Below are 21,563 nucleotides of genomic sequence, written 5' to 3' on the forward strand. Positions count from 1 at the left end.
GCGGTCATTATGTTTGAGGCCGCACGCGTTAATGATGATATCGGGCACTCCCGTGCGCTTCTCGGCATGATTGCCGGTACGATCGTGGGCGGTCTGATTGCCGCAGCAGGAGGGATAGCTGCGGGTGCCCTGTTTATGGCGGGCCTCGCGGCGTCCTGTATTGGCGTGGGCGTGGTGCTGATCGCCGCAAGCGTGGCCGTCGGTTATGTGACGGGGGAGCTGGCAACGGCCGCCCGCGACAGCATAGCGGATGCCGGGGCGGCCAGCATGACGAAAAAAGGCGTCATTATTACCGGTTCTCATAACGTCTTTATTAACGACAGGCCCGCCGCTGTCGCCACCAACAGCATGGTAAGCTGTTCCAGCCACGGGCCTTCCATGCAGATGGCCGAAGGCTCCTCCCGGGTTCGTATCAACGACCTGCCCGCGTCGCGCACGGGCGATCGTACCAACTGCGATGCTAAAGTGATGACCGGTTCGGCTAATGTTCGCATTGGCGGCCCGCCGGAGCAGACGCTGCCCATTACGCCTGAAGTGCCTGACTGGCTGTATAAAGTGTCTGACCTCACCCTGCTGTTTGCCGGGCTGGTCGGCGGCGTGGGCGCATTAGCCGGTAAAGCTGGCGCGCTGATAAAGCTGCTGGCGAAAATGCCAGGCATTAATAAACTGGGCCGCATCGCCTGCCGTGCTGGTATGGCGATGGTTGCCATCCAGGCGGCAGGCATTATTGCCCGCCCGGTAGATATTATCAGCGGACAGAAGTTTCTTGACGGCGACGATGAGCTGGATTTTGAACTGCCGTCGCGTCTGCCGGTGCGCTGGCAGCGCTACTGGCGCAGCGGCAACCCCGCTGAAAGCGTGCTGGGGCGCGGCTGGAGCCTGTTCTGGGAAACCCGCCTGGAGCAGTATGGTGACGGGCTGGTCTGGCGTGCGCCTTCCGGCGATTACGTTTCCTTTCCGCAGGTGCCAGTGGGCTACCGTACCTACTGTGCGGCGGAAAAATGCTGGCTGGAGCACCACAGCGATAACAGCTGGTCAGTTTACGATATCAGCGGCGAGCGTCTGCACTATGCGCCGCTGCCTGAAGGTGCGCCCGCGCTGTTGCAGCGCATCGCCGATCCCTGCGGCAATGATATTCTGTTTGAATGGAACGACGATCGCACCCTGCACGCGCTGACGGACAGCGCGGCTCAGCGCGTGGTCTGCCGCTACAGCGGAGGACGTCTTGTCGGTGCCTGGCTGGATGATGAAGTCTGTCTGGTCAGCTACGCCTACGACGCGCAGGGCCAGCTTGTCAGCGTGACGGGGCGGGGCGGCAGCGTGCGCCGTCGTTTCCGGTGGCGCGACGGGCTGATGGTGGCCCACGAGGATGCGAACGGGCTGCTGTGCGAATACCGTTGGCAGGAAATCGCGGGGCTGCCGCGCGTGGTGGCTTTTCGTCACAGCGGCGGCGAGCGGCTGATCCTTGAATACAATTTTGCCGAAGGCACGCGCCGGGCGATACGCGACGACGGCGCAGAGGCGCACTGGCTGGTTGATGACGATGATACGGTCGCCAGCTTCACCGATTTTGACGGCAGCCGGACGGCGTTTGTTTACCGTGACGGCGAGCTGTGTGACGTTATTCTGCCCGACGGCACCATGCGCAGAACGTCATGGGATAAGTACGGACGCCTGACGCAGGAAACCGATCCGGCAGGCAGGCGAACGGAATATTACTGGTATCGTCTGACTGACCGCCTGATCCGCACCCTTTACCCGGACCGGACTTCAGCGCAGAGCGAGTACGACTGCCGTGGCCGCCTGCTGTCTGAAACCGCCGTATCCGGCAATAAAATCACCTACGGCTATCCCGACGACCGCGAGATATTACCGGACAGCATCACCGATGCCGTCGGCGGCGTGGTGCGCCTGGCGTGGAACCATCAGGGGCTGCTGACGCAGCGCACCGACTGTTCCGGCAGCGTGACCCGCTTCGGCTACGACCGCTTCGGCCAGCTTATCAGCAGCGAAGATGCGGAAGGCAACCTCAGCCGGCGTGAATGGAACGACGCCGGGCAGCTCAGCGCCGTTATTCACCCGGACGGCAGCCGCGAAACGCTGCGGTGGAACGATCGCGCCCGGCTCGCTGCCTGGCGCGATCCGCTGGGAAGCGAGATGCGCTGGACATACAATGCGCTCGGCCTGCCAGCCACCTTTACCGATCGTATCGGGCGTACCCGCCGCTGGCACTATGACGCGCGCGGCAACCTGCTCCGGCTGGAAAACGGCAACGGCGGCGAATACCACTACACCTGGGACGCGGCGGGCCGCCCGCTGAGCGAAACGCGCCCGGATAACACCGCCCGTCATATGGAATGGAACGCCCGCGGTTTTCTGCTAGCCCTGCGTGAGGAAGGCAGGCCTGCCGCCGGTGGCGGGACGGCCCGGCGGCAACAGCAGTTCAGCTATGATGAAAGCGGGCTGCTGACCGGGCGCAGCCACGACCATGCGGCGTATCGCTACTTTCGCGACCGGAGCGGGCGACTTACCCGCATTGTGCGCACGCCCACCCCAGAGGGGGCAGCGCTGGGGATCCGGGCCGATGAGGTTATCCTGACGCGTGACGCTGCCGGACGTCTGCTGGAAGAGTCCGGCGTTAACGGGACGGTCGGGTACGCGTGGGATGCGTCTGATAATTTGCTTTCGCTGACGCTGCCCGGCGGGCAGCAGGCTTCATGGCTGCATTATGGCTCCGGCCACGTCAGCGCCATCCGTTTTGGACAGCGGCTGGTTACTGAGTTTAGCCGTGACCGGCTGCACCGTGAAATCCGCCGCAGCCAGGGGGCCCGTACGCAGATCCGCCAGTATGACTGTCTCGGCAGGCGTACCTTACAGCGCAGTGAGCCGTGCGCTGACGTTGCCCTGCCGGAGCAGGAAATATTTGAACGCCAGTTCCGTTACACCGGGCGCGGCGAGCTGGAAAGCGTCAGCGACACGCTGCGGGGCGGGGTGATTTACGGCTACGACGCCGAAGGGCGACTGCGAAAACAGTACGGGGCGGGTCAGGGGCACAGCAGCGTGCGCTTTCACTATGACGCCGCCGATAACCTGGCGGAAAATGACGCCGCCTGCGGGCCCGCTGCGGTTGCAGATAACCGCCTCCGACAGTGGCGGAATTTGTTTATGCAGTACGACTGCTGGGGCAACCTGATCCGGCGGCGCGGCGGTTCTGGCGGGCAGGATTATACCTGGGACGCGGAAAACCGGCTGATAGCGGCACGGGGAACCGGCCCGGAGGGGCGTTTTGAGGCGCGCTATGATTATGATGCGCTCGGCAGGCGCATCGCTAAAACCGTCACCACCGCGCGTGGCGTGACAGAAACCCGCTTTGTGTGGCAGGGGTATCGCCTGTTGCAGGAGCAGCAGGATGGCCGCTGCCGGACTTATCTGTACGATCCGGACGATGTATGGAGCCCGCTGGCGCGTATCGATCATGGCTGTAATGATGCGAATGGCGATATTTACTGGTTCAGTACGGATCTGAACGGCGCGCCGCTGGAGGTGACGGACGAAAGCGGGGCGCTGTGCTGGAGTGGGCAGTACGGCAGCTTTGGTGAGGTGCGTTACCAGAGTGGCGGATATTACCGTATGGCGCAGGTCAGGACGCTGCGGCATCAGCCGCTGCGCTACGCGGGACAATATGCTGACAGCGAAACGGGGCTGCACTACAATCTGTTCCGTTATTATGACCCGCAGGTGGGGCGCTTTATAAGCCAGGACCCGATAGGGCTGGCGGGCGGGCTGAATCTTTACCAGTACGCACCGAATCCGGTGTCGTGGATCGATCCGTTAGGGCTACAACGGCTTTGTGCATTTGGGAATAAGAGTGGACCAAAAGGGATTCGTGGGCGAGATTTAACACCCAATGAGCGCGGTTTGCTTCCTTCACAGGCTGGTAAGGCTAGACCTCAAGGTAAGTCAGTGACCAGAACACCTCAAGAGTCGGGTTTACAAGGGCACTATCATTCTTTACCTGAGGACGTAAAAATGCCTGATGGATTGGGTATTAAGCATGATGGACGTGATATGCCGGGCGGATATATGTCACCAGGTCATTCAACAATATATCCAACCCGAGATATGACACCAGATGAGTTTAATGATTTATTTAATTCATTACCGTGGGAGTATGGTGGTAAAATATGAATGATTTTGTAAAGCTATTTGTTGAAATTGAAGATTTTTTTAATGAAAGAACACGTGATTTTATTGAGTCGGTTCAACATGATGGAATAAATTGGACTAAGTATGAATTGCAAGAGGATATTTTAAATCAGTATTATTATCGCATTCGAGTTTTATTTATTGAATATGATCCAGATTTATTTTCTTTACTATGTTCTAATGATGGCGAGTATAGGAGGGTTTCTTTAAAATTAATAAAAGATGGCCTGCTCGATCTATCTTTATCAGATTCATTTATAGAGAAGTTAATAGATATATCGATGGCTGGTAATGATGAGGAAAAAAAATTAGCGAGAAATATTTTGTTTTCACGTGGGTGGGTATTAGGACGTGAAAATTTGGTGAATAAAGTTATAGGTAATTTCTATAGAGGTGGTTTGGATTATTATTTGTATAAAGATATTGGTGAGTTTCTTTATAATATGAAAAATGAAAATTTATTAAATAAACACATAGATTTAGGGATGCATAGTCAAGATGAGGATATAATTGAATTTGCTGATGAATTAAAGATAAAGCTAAATGGCAAGTAGATCAGGACGTGTTTTCACAATAGCTGAGTATGTAAGCGCTTGGTAAATTATACTTCATGGAAATTCCATAAAGATATTTTTTTAAAATTATATTTTTGTGATGTAATCATAAAGTCTGGACGCGCAATGCATATTATTATGTTAACAAATTAATACCTAATAAGTTCAATGGCATAGATAATAATAAAATGTCTAGCTTATGTAGTGATTTTTTTATTTATGAAGTATATTAGAGCCTTAAATATCCAAGTAAGCAGCCAATAAGCTAGGAGGATATAATTTTAGTAATTTATATACGAAAACGATAGCATGCTCTGGAAAACGGATAGGGTTCGTCCCCCTATCTGGCAAAAACGGAATTTTGCATTAGAGCGGTCAGGACGCTGCGGCATCAGCCGCTGCGCTACGCGGGACAATATGCTGACAGCGAAACGGGGCTGGACTACAATCTGTTCCGTTATTATGACCCGCAGGTGGGACGCTTTATAAGCCAGGACCCGACAGGGCTAGCCGGGGGCTGAATCTTTACCAGTACGCGCCGAATCCTCTCACTTGGATCGATCCGTGGGGGTTGGTTGCTAAAGCAAATAATGGAATTGCGCCAAAACATGGCGGTGTAGGCCATAATGAAGCTATAGATCAGCATATTGAAGGTTTGCAAAATACCGAAGGAGTAACAGATATTAGAAAAAACCAGCAACAAGTGGATGTTAATGGTAATAAGGTAGGGAATAACAAGCCAGATATTCAATATAATAAAGATGGTGTTAATTATAATATCGAATATGATACTAGTACCAGAGCTAGCAGAAAACACGAAAAAGTAATAAAAGCGAATGATCCAAATGCTCGAAGTACTTTTTAGAATATTGATAAAAATGGGAATAAAATCAGCGGTAGATCAGTATGCGGGGGAGTTTAATGAATTTATATAATTGTGAGGAAATAAAGTTTTCATACACTGAAACTTCTTTTGATGAGTTGAAATTCTTATTAGAAGAAAAGACTGAATTGGATAAGCTTAACCAAACAAAGATTGGAAAATTTGATTTTTTTTCCATTTTTGAATCTGATGACATAACTTGTCCTCAAGTGTGTAATCCTAAAAGTGCGTTGAAAGCATTATTTTTCCCTTGCCGAACAACTCAAGGAACTGTAATGGTTAGTAATCTTCAAGATGGTTGGGGAACATTATGTCATCAGCTAAGTAAATTTACCAAACATGGTTTCTATTCTTTCCGGTTAGATGAGGAGAATAAAAAAGATGTCATGAATTCTTTTGACTATGTAGGATATACTGATAAATTAAAAAAAATAAGAGTTGTTTATTCGATGACCGATCCACGTTGGAAGTTTTATCAAGTTGGTGAGATGTTATGGTTTGAAAATGAAAGTTATTATAATAATAGAATTATTCGTAAAAGGATTAATAAATATATATTAACTGAGTATTGTAACAAGTTGTCATTAAACATTACCGATGAGGATTTTTGGAATATAAAAGGTGATAAAATTTTATTTTCAAGGAAATATAGTTGAATAATACTTCTTTTTTATAAAGAAAGTTTTCAGAAAACTCAATGATGTATAGAGCTGAGGAATGTATCGGTAGCAGAAATTGGTGAGACTGTAATAAGCTTAATTATACAATAAAAAAATAACAAATTAACAATAGAGTTATTCATTTAGCTTCACCGGAAAATATTAATTGTTTATTTATTGATAAGTCCAAGAGAAATTTAAAGGGTTTAACTAATTCTAATTGCTGTTTTATTTATAGTGAAGAATTATCTCGATAAGATTTCTCCTTATAGTACAGGAGATTGTCCTGCGGCGTCAGTCGCTGTACTAAGCGGGACAATATGCTGACAGCGAAACAGGACTGCACTACATCTGTTCCGTTATTATGACCCGCAGGTGGGGCGCTTTATAAGCCAGGACCCGATTGGGCTGGCGGGCGGGCTGAATCTTTACCAGTACGCGCCGAATCCGGTGTCGTGGATCGATCCGTGGGGGTTAGCATGTAGCCCGACAACGGCAACTCATATTACTTATCAAGGTATTGATGCTACTACAGGAAAACCTTACGTTGGCTATGCCAGTATGCAAGGACATCAAACAGCGCAAAATGTATTGAATTATCGCTATGGAGGAAACTTTGAGCGTTTTGGCGGACAGGCACCTCAAATTATATACGATGGTTATGGTCAGAAAGGTAAAGATATTGCCAGAGGATTAGAACAAAGGAGATTTGAAGAATTAGGTGGCCTGGTAGGTACTGCTAATAAACAGAATCCAGTTGGTCAGGGTAATGCCAGAAGAACCGAATACCTTAACGCCGCTGATGAACATTTTAATGGTAAGAATAAAAGTGGGGGGTGTTAATTATGGCTAAAAGAATTACTTGGAAAGTAGGGGATTTGGTTAATATTAAGCTGCGTGACAATTTATATACAATAGGCCAGATGTTAACTAGCCCGGCAATGCGATTTTATGATTTATCTAACACTAGTGGTGTATGGGAATATATTGATTTAAATGAAATAAATAGTTTATTTAGGGTGTTTGTTGGCAAAGTTATTAATAAAGATCTTATTCAGGGTAAAATCAAATCAGGAACTGTAAGACCTAGCTCTAAACCTTATGAACCGTACTGGATTCATGCTTATAGTTCTATGGATAAAGGGCATTATCCTGAGAATAGAAATGGATTTTTATTCATGGGAGGAAAGCTAATAGATCTTGGGCCTGATGGAAATATTAGTGTAACTCAGGCACCGGTGATAAAAGAAGACTTAACACTGCCACAAGACCGTAAATTGATAGAAGAATATGAATTAACTAATATGTGGGGGCATGATGATCTCCATGATCGTCTTTGTCGTTATTTTGATACAGGAATAAACAGGGACGATCTGAAATTTGAGGTTTTTCCTGGCCTGTGGGACGATCGTGAAAAATTACGGCCATTAACTCGTAGGCTGCCTGTTCCATTACGCTGAAAAAAAGCCGGATAAAAACTTTTTAATGACACGAATGGCGATATTTACTGGTTCAGTACGGATCTGAACGGCGCGCCGCTGGAAGAAACCCGCTGCAGTCAGAGTGTCCGCGACACGCTGCGGGTGGGATGATTTACGGCCAGAATTTCGCAGGATGACCGCGAAATTTTATGACCGAAGCCGCTCGGTGCTGCATCAACCCAACGACTTATGATTAAAAGCGCAGCATGGTTGATTTTAACTGTGCCATTAGCCAGTTCAGTGCAGGATCCTGTACCCGGCGCTTGTGACGCAAAATGCACAGCGTAAAAGAAGGGTAATTTACAGGCGTTGCGCTGGATCGTAACGCAAAATGCTGCTGCCATCGTCTGCCCAACCCGTCTGGAACCGTGGCGAAAACTGGCATGGTGGTTAACAGCAAAGGAAAGGTAGAAAAATTTGCCGTAACGTAACGCACGTGGCGTTGTAACCCCTGGTTGATAAGTTGCCGGTCGATTTCACTGTGGTTTGATTCACGATACGACACCATGATGTGTTCATAAGCGATAAAGTCGTTTATCAATAATGGCCCATCGCATGGGATCTGCTGTGGCGACCAGAGTGTGGAAACACCCATTGTCATGACGGGTTCACTCACGACCTCACCGATGCTTGGCTTATTCAGCGAAACTGCAATATCAATCATATCTTCTTCCAGTAATCGACGAACCTGGAAGGGATCGGCGGCAACAATATGCAGCTCCAGACCCGGAGCGTCATGGGTGATAACGGGCAATAAATCCGGCATCAGCCAGTGCTCGCTCCAGTCGCTCATTCCTACCCGAAAAATGCGTTTTGCCGTAGCGGGAGAGAAGTCCTGTGCGCCAAAGATCACTGCATGCAGGTCTTCCATCAACGGTTGCATATCGGATATCAGCGCTTCGGCACGCGGCGTTGGCAGCATTCCTTTGGTACTGCGAACAAACAGCGGGTCGTTGAACATTTCGCGTAGCCGTTTCAGCGCTCCGCTGATAGCGGGTTGTCCCAGATGCAGAACTTCTGCGGTACGGGTAACGCTGGCCTCACGATATAACACCAGAAAGACCGTCAGCAGATTCAAATCTATCCGGCGGAAATCATTTTCGCTGATTTTCTTCATCATAATAATCAATTTGAATGTTATACCTTCCAAAAGGATAGTGAACATCACGTTGTTAAATCAAACATGCACAGCATGTGCGGAGGGCGTGATGCAACAGTATCGAACAGGCAACAGCGTTATTTTTAAAGTGCCGGAACGTGAAATTGATATTCCGGTAGCGGATTTATATACACCGACGCCGGGGCACCGCCCCGATCATGCGGCTTTGATACTCTCCTCCGGCGGTGAATATGCTTTTTTTGCCGGAGAGTCCTGCGGCTGGCTGAACATCGACAGACAGGGTAACTATGGCTGGACTGAGGCGGGGAAAAATAAATGAAGAATAACCAGTCTTTCATATTGGTTTTCGGCGCGTCGGGCCAGCAGGGTGGCTCGGTGTCAAGGGCACTGCTTAACGCAGGCTACTCTGTGCGTGCCATGGTGCGTAATCCCTCATCTTCGGCGTCACTCGCGCTTCGGGATGCCGGAGCAGAAATTGTCACCGGGGCATTCGATGATATCGGGACGATACGAGCAGCGATGAACGGGGCATACGGCGTTTTCAGTGTCCAACCCAGTTCGCCGGGCGGAACGATAACCGACGACGACGAAGTCCTCTATGGCAAGACGATCGCCAGCCTTGCCGTCGAGTATGACGTAAAGCATCTGGTCTACTCTTCAGCCAGCGCGGTGGGCGATCAACCCACCGGCGTGGCGCATTATGACAGTAAGGCTGAAATTGAACGGCATATCCGCACGCTGCCCATCACTTCGACCATTGTACGTCCGGTCACCTTTATGGAACTGTTGGTGATGCCCGGCTTCGGGCTTGATGAAGGCCATTTTCATTTTTTTATGCAGCCGGAAGGCTTCATGCAGGTCATCGCGGTTGAAGATATCGGAAAAATTGTCGCCGCCGTCTATGCTGATCCGGTGAGGTTTAAAGGCAAAACGTTTGAAATTGCCAGTGACGCCGTCACCGGCTTACAGCTTCAGGCATTCTTCACTGCGGCTGCGGGGCGACCCGTCACGTATTCCCGTTTTTCTGACGATGTGCTGTCCACAAATCCTTTTCTGCAAAAGCTGACCGCGATGGTGGATGATGGGCGGCTGGTAGGGCACGCTGACCTGGCGGCAATGCGGCAAATGAATCCGCAACTGCAATCCTTTGAATCATGGCTTGCGGGAAGCGGGCGAGAGGCTTTTGAACGGGCGATGGCCACCACTGCCAGCTGGGCGTTTAACCAGTAAACCCACTTTACCCGGCTCCCGTTACAGGGAGCCGGGTAAGTCGGCTATCGGGATGATAATAGCGAGGCATAATCCATATTCTGCAAATCGTCGAGCAGACCCGGGCCGGTAGGATGCCAGCCCAGCTGCTGACGCGTCCAGGCGGATGATGCACGCAGGTTCATGGCGATAAACAGGGCTAACCCGCCAAAATGGGCTTCAGCCTCTGAAGGTGATAGCGATATCAGCGGCAGATTGAGCTTACGGGCAATGACTTCCGCTATCTGCCGGAACGGAACGCCTTCTTCTGCAATGGCGTGATAGCGTTTACCGCTTTCACCGTGTTCCAGCACCAGCGGGTATAGCCTGGCGACGTCACTGACGTGCGCTGCCGCCCAACAGTTGTCACCATTACCGATGCAGGCAACCGCACCTTTTTCAATGGCGTGCTGAATGTACCAGGTCACAAGCCCCTGACGTGTGGTGTCATGAACCTGTGGCAGGCGCACGATCCGTATATTAACGCCTTCTGCGAGCAGAGCATTAGCCTCAATTTCCGTGGCCACTCGCGGATTTATATTGTCAGACTTAAACTGATCTTCCCGGGCCAGAGCCGTGTTGCCGTCATCGCCGATGCCGGTTCCTGAGGTGATGATAAATGGCCGGGCACTGTTTTTCAGCGTCTGGCCGATAGCGTGGATAACCCGCCTGTCCTTTTCGCAACTCTCAGTAAATCGCTGAAAATCAAAATCAAACGCGGTATGGATAACGGCATCGGCATGCTGTACTGCTGCCATGAAAGCGTCTGGCGCTTCCAGCGTACCGCGCTGAACCTCGGCCCCCGCTGCGTTGATCGCCTGTGCACTGCTATCTGAGCGGGCGAGCCCGGTCACCTGATGTCCGGCTGCCAGCAGTTCCGTCAGGATCCGGGAGCCAATAAATCCGCTGGCTCCGGTAAGAAATACTCGCATAACACACCTCCAGATTAGGGTTCCGGAACAGAGTAGCGCTATAGTCATACGGTAAAAGTAGGGACCTTATCAGGGTATAAACCTTAACAGGATAACGACGATGCAAACGGCAATGCAGTCAATGGGCGATTTTCTGCGGGCGCGGCGTTTGCGTCTCGATCCTGCCGCATTTGGCTTTATGCCGGGCAGGCGGCGTACAGCCGGATTGCGCCGTGAAGAGGTTGCGCAGCTCGCCAATATCAGCCCCACCTGGTACACCTGGCTTGAACAGGGGCGCGGCGGTGCGCCATCGCGGGAAGTACTTAATCGTATCGCCCGGGCATTGCGTCTGACTCCCCCCGAACGTGAACACCTGTTTATTCTGGCGTTTGGTCATCCGCCCGACGCGCAATTCATCGTTTCCGGTGCTGTTACGCCGCGACTACAGCGGGTGCTGGATGTGCTCACCATTCCGGCGATTGTTAAAACTGTGACCTGGGATGTGATTGCCTGGAATCGTGCCGCTGCGTCCGTATTAACGGATTATGGACAGTTGCCGCTGGCGGAGCGTAATGTTCTGCGCCGAATGTTTACCGATCCTGAGGTACGCCGTGCGCAGTCTGACTGGCAGGCGATGGCGCTGCTGGTGGTTAGCGCGTTTCGTGCCGACGTAGCGCGAGCGGGTAAATCGACACAAACCGATAAGCTGGTGGCGGAGCTTTCCCGTTTGAGTCCTGAATTTGATACCTTGTGGCGCAGCAATGATGTTGTTAGCCACGGTGAAGGGGCAAAACGCATTTATCACCCGCAGGCTGGAGCGATAGATCTCGAGTTCTCGACGTTTACGGTGGAAGGGCGACCGGATCTGGCGATGCTGGTCTTTAATCCGACGACGGAGGAAAGCCGTCAAAAAATTGACGAGCAGGTAAAATGTTTCCTGTCAGGCGATGCATTAAAACGCCACGATCGCAAATAATCGTCCGATCGCCACTTATAACAGAAAGCCCGGCTAAGTGCCGGGCTTTTGTTTTATCGAAGCAACCGTCGCGTTAAACCGGCTTGCGTGCCAGCAGAGTGGCGAAGCGCAGCTTAATGCGGTTGCCCTGCGCGTCGGTTTTATGCAGCGCACCGGGATTTTCGTTGTATTTCAGAATATCCCAGCCGTCGTAATAACCGAGCAGTTCGCTACGACTGAAGGTGAACGGGAACGGCATCGGACAGGGATAGTCCGGCGTACTCATCGCAGCCACAATCAGATTGTGACCGCCCGGTGCCGTTGCCTGCTGCATCTGACCAATCAGCCCAGGAATGGTTTTCGGCTGCAAAAACATCATGACCACCGTTGAGAGAATAAAATCGTACTGTTTCTCAATCGTTACCTGATTTAAATCGCACTGCCGCAGCTGAATGCCTGCCAGCTCTTCCGTGTTGATAATCTGCTGTAGGTTGTTCAGGCTGTCGCTGTTTCTGTCCCAGCCCTCAACGTTAAAGCCCTGCTGTTGCAGATAAAGCACGTTACGACCGTTACCGCAGCCGAGATCCAGCGCCCGTCCAGGCGGAATGCGGCCTGCTGCTTCCAGCACTTCAGAGTGCGTCGGCGTCAGCTGATAGCGTTTGTGGTAGTAATCCTCCGGCTTGCAATAGAGCGCCAGCTGGCACTCCATGTCCGGGCTGAAGGAAACGACACGGTGCCACTGCTGCGGTGCCAGACGCGGCGGCTGTGAAGCCGGATTCAGGGTCAGCGTTTCCACTACCTCACCGCGCTCGGTGAGCAGGGCAAGATCCAGCGTACCTTTATACAGCTTTATCTGCGCCCAGCTTCCCGGTTCGGTGTGATAGGGCTGCAACCAGATTGGCGGCAGCGTGGTGCTATCCCAAAGCGGCAGCGTTTGATAACAAATCAGATCGGTCATAATTTACTCCGTTATTAACGGGTTAACTGTTTCAGCAAGGGAAGCGCCTGCTTCATATGATCTTCACTGACCACGAACGCTTTCAGCTGTCCGGCGGCGTCCAGCCCTTTCGCTACAATGCCTGCTTTGCTGAACTGCATTTCCCAGTTCAGATCTGCATCGCCAGCGTTACCTGCCAGGTGCAGTGGCAGATCGGGCGTTTTGATTTTTACCAGCATCGCCGGCAGGCTCAGACTGGCGCTGTTGCCGGTCAGGTTTTTCGCCAGCGTCATTGCCGCCAGCTGGGCCGGTTGCAGGTAAGGCATCAGCTTGCCCTGAATTTCCGCGCAGTCGCCCAGCGCAAAAATATCGGGGTCTGTGGTAGTCAGACGATCGTCCACGACGATACCGCGACGTGTTTCCAGGCCCGCCTGTTGTGCCAGCGCCACATTAGGACGCAGGCCGATGGCGCATACCACGGCATCGCAGGTGATCTGCTGGCCGTTGCTCAGGGTGGCCACCAGAGTGTCGTGATGACGCGCCAGCGAGGAGAGCTCGCAGTTGAAACGCATCTCGACGCCTGATTTCACCAGACGGTGTTGCAGACGACCGCTGATTTCCGGCGGCATCAGCGCGGAAAGCAGGCTGCCGCTACGGTCAATCAGCGTCACCGCTTTACCGGCGCGGTTCAGGTCCATCGCCAGCTCGGTGCCGATCAGGCCGCCACCGATGAGCAGTACACGTTTGGCGCTTTGCAGATTCTCTTCACAGCGGCGATATTCTTGCTGGCTGTTCAGGGTGTACATCAGCTCGCTGCCGCCGATCGGCGGTACCAGCGCCTCTGCTCCCGTGGCAAGCACCAGCTTGCCATAGGTGAAGTCGCCTGCCGTGGTTTCGATACGATGTGCGGCAGCATCGATACGCGTTACCCGTGTATGCGGGTGTAGCGTCACGTTATTTTTTTCCGCGTAGTCGGCGGCGGTGATGCGGGTCAAATCATCGGCCCGCTGTGCCAGAGAGAAGACGTGGCTCAGCTCTGGCTTGTGGTATTCGTCGCAGCTGTCGGCGGCGATCAGACGGATCGGCACCTCTTTGTTCTGCTGACGCAGGTTTTTAATCAACTGTCGGGCGGCAAAGCCGGAGCCGATAATGATGATATCTGATGACATAGTATTAGCCCTCGTAGGGGTCAAAGACGTCTTTACCCATGCCGCATTCCGGGCAGAGGAAATCTTCCGGTACGTCAGCCCAGGCGGTGCCCGGCGCTACATCCTGAGAGTCTTCACCGGTCGCCGGGTCGTAGACCCACAGGCAGACGCTGCAAATCATTTTCTGACCGGCATCTGCCGCAACGCTGTTGTCGGCGCTTTCCGGTGCGGCGTTAACGGCTACCTCCAGTGCGGCGGCCGGTGCAGCGGCAGCTTTCGGCTGTGCGGCTTGTGCTGGCAGCGGTGACAGCGCCCACTGGCGAGCAATGTTGCGGCCATGTTCGCGGCACTCTTCCAGCGCTTTACCATCCGGACGCCATTTGGTTTTCAGGCTGAGGGACATTTCAAAACCGGCGTCCTGCAAACGGGTTGACAGGCGATCTACCGCACCACCGCTCCAGCCGTGTGAACCGAAGGCACTGGCACGTTTGTTGCGGAAACGCAGACCGGTCATCTCTTCTACCAGACCAGCGATTTTCGGCATCATCACGTTGTTCATGGTGGAAGTCCCCACCAGCACGCCTTTGGAGCGGAATACGTTGGTCAGGATTTCATTTTTGTCGCTGCGCGCGACGTTAAAGATTTTTACCGCTACGCGAGGATCGATTTCGTTAATGCCCTGTGCGATAGCATCAGCCATCATGCGGGTGTTGTTGGACATGGTATCGTAGAAGATGGTGATACGATCTTCCTGATAGTCAGCGGCCCATTTCAGGTAAAGTTCGACAATCTGAGTCGGGTTGTCGCGCCATACCACACCGTGAGAGGTAGCAATCATGCTGACCGGCAGGTTGAAGCCGAGGATTTCAGTGATTTTTGGCGTCACCAGACGGCTGAACGGTGTCAGGATGTTAGCGTAGTAACGCTGGCACTGTTCAAACAGTTCAGTCTGATCAACTTCATCGTTGAACAGATGTTCGTCGCAGTAGTGCTGACCGAAGGCATCGTTACTGAACAGTACGGCATCTTCAGTCATGTAAGTCATCATGCTGTCCGGCCAGTGCAGCATCGGCGTTTCAACGAAGATCAGTTTTTTACCGTTACCGATATCCAGTGAATCACCGGTTTTTACCACGTTGAAGTTCCATTCCGGGTGATGGTGATGACCGTTGATGGAGTCAATGGCGTTTTCGGTGCAGTAGATCGGCGTATTCGGGATGCGGGACATCAGCTCGGTCAGAGCACCGGCGTGGTCTTCTTCCGCATGGTTAATGATGATGTAGTCGATTTTATCGAGAGCGATTTCCTGCATCAGGTTGTTGACAAATTCACGGCTGAATTTGTGGTCAACGGTGTCGATCAGGACATTTTTCTCTTCTTTGATCAGGTAGCTGTTGTAGCTGCTGCCTCTCAGCGTTTTATATTCGGTACCATGAAAATCACGTACTTCCCAGTCGCGTTGGCCTACCCAGGTAATGTTATTTTTAACGTGAATGCTCATCTTGGTTCCTCTAACAGGTTCATAAAGTTAACCTGTTATTGCACTTCGCGTGCCAGTTTTTATCTCATTGATTTTTAATGAGTTAAATTTTAAGGATTGTTGAAATGACAGTTTTAATCTATTGTGTTTTTGACAATTGCATTGTGGAAACGACAGCATGACGATTTCAGTAGAGAGCCTTGCCGCACTGGCGGTTGAAATTCAGAACGGCCTTTCCCGTTCCGACCGTTTTAAGCACATGATTAGCAGCATTCATCATCTGTTGCAGTGCGATGCCACCGCGCTGCTGCGCTACGAGGCGCAGCATTTCCGCCCGCTGGCGACAGCGGGACTGGCACCGGACGTGATGGGCAGGCGCTTTAAAATCGAGGCGCATCCGCGTCTGGAGGCGATTGCCCGTGCCGGCGACGTGGTGCGTTTTCCCGCCGACAGCAGCCTGCCCGATCCCTATGACGGACTGATCCCCGATCGGCATGAGCTACATGTACACGCCTGCGTTGGCCTGCCGCTGTTTTCCGGTCAAAACCTGATTGGGGCGCTGACGCTGGACGGCATGAACGCCAGCCAGTTTGACGATTACAGCGATGAAGAGCTGCGCGTGGTGGCGAGCCTGGTGGGTAGCGCGCTGAATAATGCGCTGTTGCTGGAACAGCTGGAGCAGCCGGGCAACGCCTTCACGCCCGATCATGCGCGGCGCGGCGGGACGGAAGAGAGCGAGATGATCGGTGATTCCGTACCGATGCAGCAGCTGAAGAAAGAGATTGCGGTAGTGGCACCGACCGATCTTAACGTGCTGATTACCGGCGAAACCGGCGTCGGGAAAGAGCTGGTTGCGCAGGCGCTGCATCGCCAGTCGGCACGTGCCGCCAGCCCGTTAATTTACCTCAACTGTGCGGCGCTGCCGGAAACCGTGGCGGAAAGCGAGCTGTTTGGCCATGTGAAAGGGGCTTTTACCGGCGCGGTGCACGATCGTACCGGGAAGTTTGAAATGGCCGATGGCGGTACGTTGTTCCTTGATGAAATTGGTGAACTGCCGCTGACGCTACAGGCGAAGCTGTTGCGCGTACTGCAATATGGCGACCTGCAACGCGTGGGGGAAGATCGTCATCTGAAGGTGGACGTGCGTATCCTGGCGGCGACTAACCTTGAACTGCGTCAGGCGGTGGCCGACGGGACTTTCCGGGCCGATCTCTATCATCGCCTTAGCGTATTTCCATTGCAGGTACCGGCGCTACGCGAGCGTGGCGAAGATATCATTCTGCTGGCCGGTTATTTCTGTGAGAAGTGCCGGGCGAAGTTTGGCCTGCAACATATCGCGCTCAGCGCGGCGGCGCGTGCAATGCTGAGCAGCTACCGCTGGCCGGGCAATATCCGCGAACTGGAACATGCTATCTATCGCGCAACCATCGTCGCGCAGGCAGATGCGCGCAACGGCGATATTTTGCTGATGCCGCATCACTTTTCGCTGGATAACGGCGCGGAAGTAATGGAAATACCGCAGCCTGCCGAAGCGTTGCCGCAGCAGAACTTACAGGACGCCACGCGCGATTTTCAGCGTCAGTATATCCTGCGTGCGCTCCAGGCCAGCGATAACAACTGGGCCGCCTGCGCTCGCCGACTGGAGATGGATGCGGGTAATTTGCATCGCCTGGCGCGGCGGCTGGAATTGAAGTAGCGGATAATGACATACCGTTGCTGCTGCGGATATGGCCTGGTTTGCATACCGCAGCAGTATTTAGCAATGGAATGAAGGCAATTAAAAATCACGTCACCGTATATTGTGCAGTCACAAAGAAAGCGCGTTATTTCTTTTATTGATTCCTTATTTTTAATAATTAAAAATCTTATATTTAATAACCTGTTTTTTTGATGCTTAATCGTTACTTAACTTGTTTCATTTTATTTCCCGTAAATGGATGGGAAAGTTAAATAAAGAGTAAACGGCAAAAAAAAGTGTAGCGGCATATGGGGTGGAAATAAGCATTTAATTTTTTCTCGTAAAAATATTCTAACAAGGTTTTTTTCTTTTTGTTACTTTTTGATTAAATCATCCTCTTGTTTAAGGAACCATTTAAAATAATTATCTCTGTCGCTGGAGAAGTTATTTAAATAAGGAGGAGCGATGCAATTAACACCGCGAGAAATAGATAAGCTCATGGTTTATACCCTGGCTGATGTTGCCACCCGAAGAAAAGCGCGGGGGCTAAAACTTAATTACCCGGAAGCGGTAGCCATTATTACGGTGGCTGCGCTGGAAGGCGCACGGGACGGTAAAACCCTGGAAGAGGTTATGTCTGAGGCGAGGCAGGTTCTCAGTAAGGATGATGTTATGGAAGGCGTTCCAGATCTTATACCTCATGTACAGGTAGAGGCTATTTTTACCGACGGTAGCCGGTTAATTACGGTGCATGATCCTATTCAGTAAAATACTGTTTGAATATTAATTATTTTACATCAGTTTATAGCGGGAATTTTGGCGTAAAAATTCAAGGAGGGGCTGTGTGTTATTCAGATAAGGAAAGTGAGACGGAAGTCGGTGGTTATATTCTGAAAGAAAATCCGATTGCGTTTAATACTGACAAACCAGAAACCCGGATTAAGGTACGTAATACGGGCGATCGTGCTATACAGGTTGGTTCCCATTTTCACTTCTTTGAAGCGAATAAAGCGCTGCAATTTGATCGGCAGCAGGCTTATGGCAAAAGATTAAATATTGCCGCCACCACCGCTATTCGTTTTGAGCCGGGTGATGAAATTGAAGTGGGATTAATACCGGTAGGTGGAAAACAAACGCTGTATGGATTTAATAATTTGGTCGATGGCTGGACAGGAGAAAGTCCGGTAGCACAAGGCGAACGCGCTGAAAAAATTCAGGCGGTAAAACACGCTATCGCGCTGGGTTATCAAACCTGGGATAAATCAACAAGCCGCTAACGGTTAAGGAGTTTTTCATGCCTGTTATTTCTCGTCAGGAATATGCTGGCCTGTTCGGGCCGACGACCGGGGATAAAATTCGCCTCGGCGATACTAACCTGTTTATCGAAATTGAACGCGATTTGCGCGGTTACGGTGATGAATCAGTCTATGGCGGCGGTAAATCATTACGCGATGGCATGGGCGCGGATAACCGAATGCTCAGCGCCGACGTGCTGGATCTGGTAATTACCAACGTTACCGTACTGGATGCCCGACAGGGCGTGATAAAAGCGGACGTCGGTATTAAAAATGGCCTGATCGCGGGTATTGGTAAGTGCGGTAATCCCGGCATGATGGATGGCGTAACGCCAGGCATGGTGGTGGGGGTAAGCACGGATGTCATTTCTGGCGAACACCTTATTTTAACCGCTGCCGGTATTGATACGCATATCCATTTTATTTCGCCGCAGCAGGCAGAACATGCGCTTTCTAATGGTGTGACCACCTTTTTTGGTGGCGGCATTGGACCAACCGATGGAACTAACGGCACGACGGTTACTGCCGGGCCCTGGCATATCGAACGTATGCTGCGTGCGGTTGAAAGTTTACCGGTAAATATTGGATTGCTGGGTAAGGGACACGCCTCCTGTGCCGGACCATTACGGGAGCAAATTTGCGCCGGTGCCGCCGGGCTTAAAGTTCACGAAGATTGGGGAGCAACTGGCTCAGCGTTACGCCATGCGTTACGCGTAGCGGATGAGATGGATATCCAGGTGGCGGTCCATACCGACAGCCTCAATGAAGGTGGCTACGTAGAAGATACGATCGATGCGTTTGAAGGCCGTACTATCCATACCTTTCATACGGAAGGAGCGGGTGGTGGGCATGCGCCTGACATCATTAAAGTTGCGGCGCAAATGAACGTTTTGCCCAGTTCAACCAACCCAACGCTGCCGTTTGGCATTAACAGCCAGGCGGAGCTGTTCGACATGATCATGGTTTGCCATAACCTCAACCCTGACGTTCCCGCAGACGTTGCTTTTTCCGAGAGCCGTGTTCGTCCTGAAACAATCGCAGCGGAAAACGTTCTGCACGATATGGGCGTCCTGTCGATGTTTTCCAGCGACTCACAGGCGATGGGGCGCGTAGGAGAAAACTGGTTGCGGGTGATGCAAACTGCCCACGCGATGAAACAAGCTCGCGGCAAACTGCCGGAGGATGCGGCAGATAACGATAATTTTCGCGTACTGCGCTATGTGGCAAAAATCACGATTAATCCCGCTATTGCTCAGGGCATCAGCCACGTGCTTGGCTCGGTCGAGACAGGAAAAATGGCGGACCTGGTATTGTGGGAGCCACGCTTCTTCGGCGCGAAACCTAAATTGGTTATCAAAGGCGGCATGATTAACTGGGCGATCATGGGCGATCCTAATGCCTCCCTGCCGACACCGCAGCCTGTCTGGTATCGGCCTATGTTTGGCGCACAGGGAAAAACGCTGCGCGACACCTGCGTTACCTTCGTTTCACGCGCGGCGCTGGAAGCGGATGTAAAAGAAAAACTGGGGCTTGAACGCCAGGTTATGGCGGTCAGGCAATGCCGTTCTGTCACCAAGCGCGACATGGAGCGCAATGCTGAAACGCCGCACATTGACGTGGATCCTGAGACGTTTGCCGTCCGCGTAAATGGTGAACATGCCACCGTTGAGCCGGTGGCCTCGGTGGCACTTAACCAGCGTTACTTCTTCAGCTAGGAGCCAGGTGAAAGCATGATTATTGTGGAAAAAGTGCTGGGTAATATCAAACGGGATGCGCTGTGGCAGACGCGAGTAGCCAGTAACCCGGTGGATTTACTGGAGCTAACGCAGTGGGAGGCGCAAAAAAGCTGCTGTCGTAAAACGACGCGTGCTGGTCTGGATCTGGGTATTGCGCTACCGCGTCAACAGTTGTTGCAGGATGGTGATGTCATATTGTGGGATGAACAGCAGGCACGGGCGGTAGTGGTGAAGATCCAGCTGCGCGATGTGATGGTGATTCATCTGGAAAGCTTGCTGGCCCGGGAGCCGCACAGCCTGATGCGGATCGGTTTCGAGCTGGGGCATGCGCTGGGTAATCAGCACTGGAAAGCGGTGCTTAAGGAGACGCGTATTTTTATTCCGCTTACCGTTGCAACGCACGTAATGGAAGCCGTAATGAAAACGCATGGATTCCATTATCTGCCGTATTCCTTTGTCCCCGGTGAGAGCGTTCTGCCAGCGCTGACGCAGGCGGAAGCGCGTCTGCTATTCGGGGGGGCCGAAGATTCCGCCACGCATGTACATGTTGAACATGCGTTGGGCCAGCATGCGATCAAATTGAAATGAATGCATTACGTCTGATTCGCATTATGCAATTTGGCGATTCGGTACTGCCGGTAGGTGCGTTTGCCTTCTCCAACGGCGTGGAATCCGCCATTCAGCACGGCGTGGTACACAATGCGGCAACGCTGGCGGCATTTACCCGCAGTGCTTTACAGCAGGCCGCTACTGGAGACGCACGCGCCGTCGCCTCCTGCTGTCAACGACTACAACAGCAGGATCTGGCCGCAGCGCTGATTCACGATCGCAAGCTGTTTAATCGCAAGCTGAATGAAGAAAGCCGGGTAATGGTTACCCGGATGGGAAAAAAGCTGGCAGAAATGGCCGTCATCGTTACCGACGATCCTGATATAGCCTGGTGGCTGGAGAAGATTGCATCGGGTGAAACGCCGGGTACCTATCCCATTACGCAGGCACTGGTACTGAATGCGCTCGGCGTGACGCCGCGTGAGGCGGTAGTGGTGCATCTGTATGGCGTGGCAATGACGTTGCTCAGCGCGGCCATGCGCCTGATGCGTATCACGCATCTGGAAACTCAGCGCATCTTATTTGAACTTAACGACTCCGTTGAGGCGCTATGCGATCTGGCTGAACAGGGGAATGTCGATCAGATGGCCAGTTACGCGCCGGTAAGTGATGTATTAGCGGCGCTGCATGTCCGGGCATTTACGCGTCTGTTCAGCAATTAAG

The 21,563-nt window shown here is 52.0% G+C and carries 18 protein-coding genes and 3 pseudogenes; 16 read left to right on the top strand and 5 right to left on the bottom strand.

All coding sequences use genetic code 11. The annotated features are described in order from the left end of the window. Positions 1 to 9: 9 nt before the first annotated feature. From C7M51_RS01475 to C7M51_RS01500, 7 genes and pseudogenes are all read left to right on the top strand, one after another. Positions 10 to 4,188: an RHS repeat-associated core domain-containing protein gene (locus tag C7M51_RS01475; protein WP_160619853.1), complete on the top strand. Its 4,179-nt coding sequence runs from the start codon at positions 10 to 12 to the stop codon at positions 4,186 to 4,188. Further along, positions 4,185 to 4,760, top strand: a complete 576-nt coding sequence (locus C7M51_RS01480) for a hypothetical protein (RefSeq protein ID WP_160619855.1) — start codon at positions 4,185 to 4,187, stop codon at positions 4,758 to 4,760. Before C7M51_RS01475 ends, C7M51_RS01480 begins: the two co-directional genes overlap by 4 nt. 386 nt (positions 4,761 to 5,146) lie before the next feature. Next, a pseudogene (locus tag C7M51_RS22685) lies at positions 5,147 to 5,334 on the top strand (RHS repeat-associated core domain-containing protein); the annotation flags it as partial. Continuing rightward, positions 5,332 to 5,625 (top strand): hypothetical protein, encoded by a 294-nt coding sequence (locus C7M51_RS22290; RefSeq protein ID WP_208852115.1) that lies wholly within the window; start codon positions 5,332 to 5,334, stop codon positions 5,623 to 5,625. The pseudogene C7M51_RS22685 and the gene C7M51_RS22290, both read left to right, overlap by 3 nt. A 56-nt stretch (positions 5,626 to 5,681) precedes the next feature. Further along, the gene (locus C7M51_RS01490) at positions 5,682 to 6,299 is read left to right on the top strand and encodes a hypothetical protein (RefSeq protein WP_160619857.1); all 618 of its coding nucleotides are present in this window, start codon (positions 5,682 to 5,684) and stop codon (positions 6,297 to 6,299) included. 313 nt (positions 6,300 to 6,612) lie between these two features. Continuing rightward, positions 6,613 to 7,145: pseudogene (locus C7M51_RS01495) on the top strand (RHS repeat-associated core domain-containing protein); the annotation flags it as partial. Between the two features lie 2 nt (positions 7,146 to 7,147). Next, positions 7,148 to 7,762: a hypothetical protein gene (locus C7M51_RS01500; protein WP_160619859.1), complete on the top strand. Its 615-nt coding sequence runs from the start codon at positions 7,148 to 7,150 to the stop codon at positions 7,760 to 7,762. A gap of 214 nt (positions 7,763 to 7,976) precedes the next feature. Here C7M51_RS01500 and C7M51_RS01505 read toward each other — a convergent pair whose 3' ends face one another. Then, the gene (locus tag C7M51_RS01505; RefSeq protein ID WP_160623535.1) at positions 7,977 to 8,900 is read right to left on the bottom strand and encodes a LysR family transcriptional regulator; all 924 of its coding nucleotides are present in this window, start codon (positions 8,898 to 8,900) and stop codon (positions 7,977 to 7,979) included. A 169-nt stretch (positions 8,901 to 9,069) separates the two neighbouring features. Between C7M51_RS01505 and C7M51_RS01510 the strand changes: the two are divergent. Continuing rightward, a pseudogene (locus C7M51_RS01510) lies at positions 9,070 to 9,222 on the top strand (MBL fold metallo-hydrolase); the annotation flags it as partial. After that, positions 9,219 to 10,133 (top strand): NmrA/HSCARG family protein, encoded by a 915-nt coding sequence (locus C7M51_RS01515; protein WP_160619861.1) that lies wholly within the window; start codon positions 9,219 to 9,221, stop codon positions 10,131 to 10,133. The pseudogene C7M51_RS01510 and the gene C7M51_RS01515, both read left to right, overlap by 4 nt. 44 nt (positions 10,134 to 10,177) lie before the next feature. Here the strand turns inward: C7M51_RS01515 and C7M51_RS01520 are convergent, their stop codons facing one another. Next, positions 10,178 to 11,083 (bottom strand): SDR family oxidoreductase, encoded by a 906-nt coding sequence (locus C7M51_RS01520; protein WP_160619863.1) that lies wholly within the window; start codon positions 11,081 to 11,083, stop codon positions 10,178 to 10,180. 100 nt (positions 11,084 to 11,183) lie between these two features. Between C7M51_RS01520 and C7M51_RS01525 the strand changes: the two genes are divergently transcribed. Beyond that, positions 11,184 to 12,038, top strand: coding sequence for a helix-turn-helix transcriptional regulator (locus C7M51_RS01525; RefSeq protein WP_160619865.1), 855 nt, complete (start codon positions 11,184 to 11,186; stop codon positions 12,036 to 12,038). Positions 12,039 to 12,111: 73 nt separating this feature from the next. Here the strand turns inward: C7M51_RS01525 and tehB are convergent, their stop codons facing one another. The 3 genes from tehB to norV are packed head-to-tail and all read right to left on the bottom strand — an operon-like array spanning position 12,112 to position 15,603. Continuing rightward, positions 12,112 to 12,975, bottom strand: a complete 864-nt coding sequence (tehB, locus tag C7M51_RS01530) for an SAM-dependent methyltransferase TehB (protein ID WP_160619867.1) — start codon at positions 12,973 to 12,975, stop codon at positions 12,112 to 12,114. Positions 12,976 to 12,989: 14 nt separating this feature from the next. Further along, positions 12,990 to 14,123 (bottom strand): NADH:flavorubredoxin reductase NorW, encoded by a 1,134-nt coding sequence (gene norW / locus C7M51_RS01535; protein WP_160619869.1) that lies wholly within the window; start codon positions 14,121 to 14,123, stop codon positions 12,990 to 12,992. Positions 14,124 to 14,127: 4 nt separating this feature from the next. Continuing rightward, entirely contained in the window at positions 14,128 to 15,603 is a 1,476-nt protein-coding gene (norV, locus tag C7M51_RS01540) for an anaerobic nitric oxide reductase flavorubredoxin (protein ID WP_160619871.1), read from the bottom strand. Between the two features lie 157 nt (positions 15,604 to 15,760). Here norV and norR point away from each other — a divergent pair, with 157 nt between their 5' ends. From norR to C7M51_RS01570, 6 genes are all read left to right on the top strand, one after another. Next, positions 15,761 to 17,278 (top strand): nitric oxide reductase transcriptional regulator NorR, encoded by a 1,518-nt coding sequence (norR, locus tag C7M51_RS01545; protein WP_160619872.1) that lies wholly within the window; start codon positions 15,761 to 15,763, stop codon positions 17,276 to 17,278. A gap of 447 nt (positions 17,279 to 17,725) precedes the next feature. After that, positions 17,726 to 18,028, top strand: coding sequence for an urease subunit gamma (locus tag C7M51_RS01550; protein ID WP_160619874.1), 303 nt, complete (start codon positions 17,726 to 17,728; stop codon positions 18,026 to 18,028). Positions 18,029 to 18,087: 59 nt separating this feature from the next. Beyond that, positions 18,088 to 18,537 carry an urease subunit beta gene (locus tag C7M51_RS01555; RefSeq protein ID WP_167522376.1) on the top strand — a complete coding sequence of 150 codons (450 nt, stop codon included), beginning with the start codon at positions 18,088 to 18,090 and terminating at the stop codon, positions 18,535 to 18,537. Between the two features lie 17 nt (positions 18,538 to 18,554). After that, positions 18,555 to 20,270, top strand: coding sequence for an urease subunit alpha (locus C7M51_RS01560; RefSeq protein ID WP_160619877.1), 1,716 nt, complete (start codon positions 18,555 to 18,557; stop codon positions 20,268 to 20,270). Positions 20,271 to 20,285: 15 nt separating this feature from the next. Further along, positions 20,286 to 20,879: an urease accessory protein UreE gene (locus C7M51_RS01565; protein ID WP_160619879.1), complete on the top strand. Its 594-nt coding sequence runs from the start codon at positions 20,286 to 20,288 to the stop codon at positions 20,877 to 20,879. Further along, positions 20,876 to 21,562 carry an urease accessory protein UreF gene (locus tag C7M51_RS01570; RefSeq protein ID WP_160619881.1) on the top strand — a complete coding sequence of 229 codons (687 nt, stop codon included), beginning with the start codon at positions 20,876 to 20,878 and terminating at the stop codon, positions 21,560 to 21,562. The genes C7M51_RS01565 and C7M51_RS01570 overlap by 4 nt, the downstream gene beginning before the upstream one ends. Position 21,563 lies beyond the last annotated feature (1 nt).

This window comes from Mixta intestinalis (genome assembly GCF_009914055.1).
Classification (GTDB): Bacteria; Pseudomonadota; Gammaproteobacteria; order Enterobacterales; family Enterobacteriaceae; genus Mixta; species Mixta intestinalis.

Coding starts and splice junctions, on each gene's coding strand:
- C7M51_RS01525 (WP_160619865.1), top strand. CDS start 11,184: ATGCAAACGGCAATGCAGTCAATGGGCGATTTTCTGCGGGCGCGGCGT.
- C7M51_RS01560 (WP_160619877.1), top strand. CDS start 18,555: ATGCCTGTTATTTCTCGTCAGGAATATGCTGGCCTGTTCGGGCCGACG.
- C7M51_RS01505 (WP_160623535.1), bottom strand. CDS start 8,900: ATGAAGAAAATCAGCGAAAATGATTTCCGCCGGATAGATTTGAATCTG.
- C7M51_RS01550 (WP_160619874.1), top strand. CDS start 17,726: ATGCAATTAACACCGCGAGAAATAGATAAGCTCATGGTTTATACCCTG.
- C7M51_RS01490 (WP_160619857.1), top strand. CDS start 5,682: ATGAATTTATATAATTGTGAGGAAATAAAGTTTTCATACACTGAAACT.
- tehB (WP_160619867.1), bottom strand. CDS start 12,975: ATGACCGATCTGATTTGTTATCAAACGCTGCCGCTTTGGGATAGCACC.
- C7M51_RS01515 (WP_160619861.1), top strand. CDS start 9,219: ATGAAGAATAACCAGTCTTTCATATTGGTTTTCGGCGCGTCGGGCCAG.
- C7M51_RS01500 (WP_160619859.1), top strand. CDS start 7,148: ATGGCTAAAAGAATTACTTGGAAAGTAGGGGATTTGGTTAATATTAAG.
- C7M51_RS01480 (WP_160619855.1), top strand. CDS start 4,185: ATGAATGATTTTGTAAAGCTATTTGTTGAAATTGAAGATTTTTTTAAT.
- C7M51_RS01520 (WP_160619863.1), bottom strand. CDS start 11,083: ATGCGAGTATTTCTTACCGGAGCCAGCGGATTTATTGGCTCCCGGATC.
- C7M51_RS01475 (WP_160619853.1), top strand. CDS start 10: ATGTTTGAGGCCGCACGCGTTAATGATGATATCGGGCACTCCCGTGCG.
- C7M51_RS01570 (WP_160619881.1), top strand. CDS start 20,876: ATGAATGCATTACGTCTGATTCGCATTATGCAATTTGGCGATTCGGTA.
- C7M51_RS01565 (WP_160619879.1), top strand. CDS start 20,286: ATGATTATTGTGGAAAAAGTGCTGGGTAATATCAAACGGGATGCGCTG.
- norW (WP_160619869.1), bottom strand. CDS start 14,123: ATGTCATCAGATATCATCATTATCGGCTCCGGCTTTGCCGCCCGACAG.
- norV (WP_160619871.1), bottom strand. CDS start 15,603: ATGAGCATTCACGTTAAAAATAACATTACCTGGGTAGGCCAACGCGAC.
- norR (WP_160619872.1), top strand. CDS start 15,761: ATGACGATTTCAGTAGAGAGCCTTGCCGCACTGGCGGTTGAAATTCAG.